The sequence below is a fragment of the Leucobacter sp. gxy201 genome (assembly GCF_051043335.1).
Classification (GTDB): Bacteria; Actinomycetota; Actinomycetes; order Actinomycetales; family Microbacteriaceae; genus Leucobacter.
Genome location: NZ_JAMXWS010000020.1, coordinates 1 through 581 on the forward strand (window position 1 = coordinate 1; position 581 = coordinate 581).

Annotated in this window: 1 protein-coding gene; it reads left to right on the forward strand. The window is 65.6% G+C overall.

All coding sequences use genetic code 11. The annotated features are described in order from the left end of the window. Positions 1–581: transposase (locus tag NHL51_RS13815; protein WP_434144651.1), on the forward strand; the 581-nt coding region annotated here is incomplete at both ends.

Sequence of the window (581 nt, forward strand, 5' to 3'; positions counted from 1 at the left end):
GGCCGGTATCTCTCGTTCGAGGAACGTGAGGAGATCGCGCTGTTGCGCGCCAAGGATAAAGGCGTGCGGGAGATCGCCCGCGAGCTGGGGCGTGACCCTGGCACGATCTCCCGAGAGCTGCGCCGCAACGCCGCGACCAGGAGCGGGAAGCAGGAGTATCGGGCATTAGTGGCGCAGTGGAAGGCGCAGCAAGCTGCGAGGCGCCCGAAGGTCGCGAAACTCGTCACGAACGACCTGTTGCGCGAATACGTGCAGGAACGACTTGCCGGGACCGTCCGACGTCCCGACGGGAGCGTGGTCGAGGGGCCGACGCCGCCTGCGTGGAAGGGGCTGAACAAGCCGCATCGGGCTGACCGACGGTGGTCGCTGGCCTGGAGTCCTGAGCAGATCTCTCACCGGTTGAAGATCGATTTCCCCGATGATGGGTCCATGCGCATCAGTCATGAAGCGATCTACCAGTCGCTGTTCATCGAGGGCCGTGGCGCGCTCAAGCGGGAGTTGGTCGCGTGTCTGCGCACTGGGCGGGCACTACGCCAGCCCAGGGAGCGTTCACGGAACAAGCCGCAGGGGCACGTTACCGA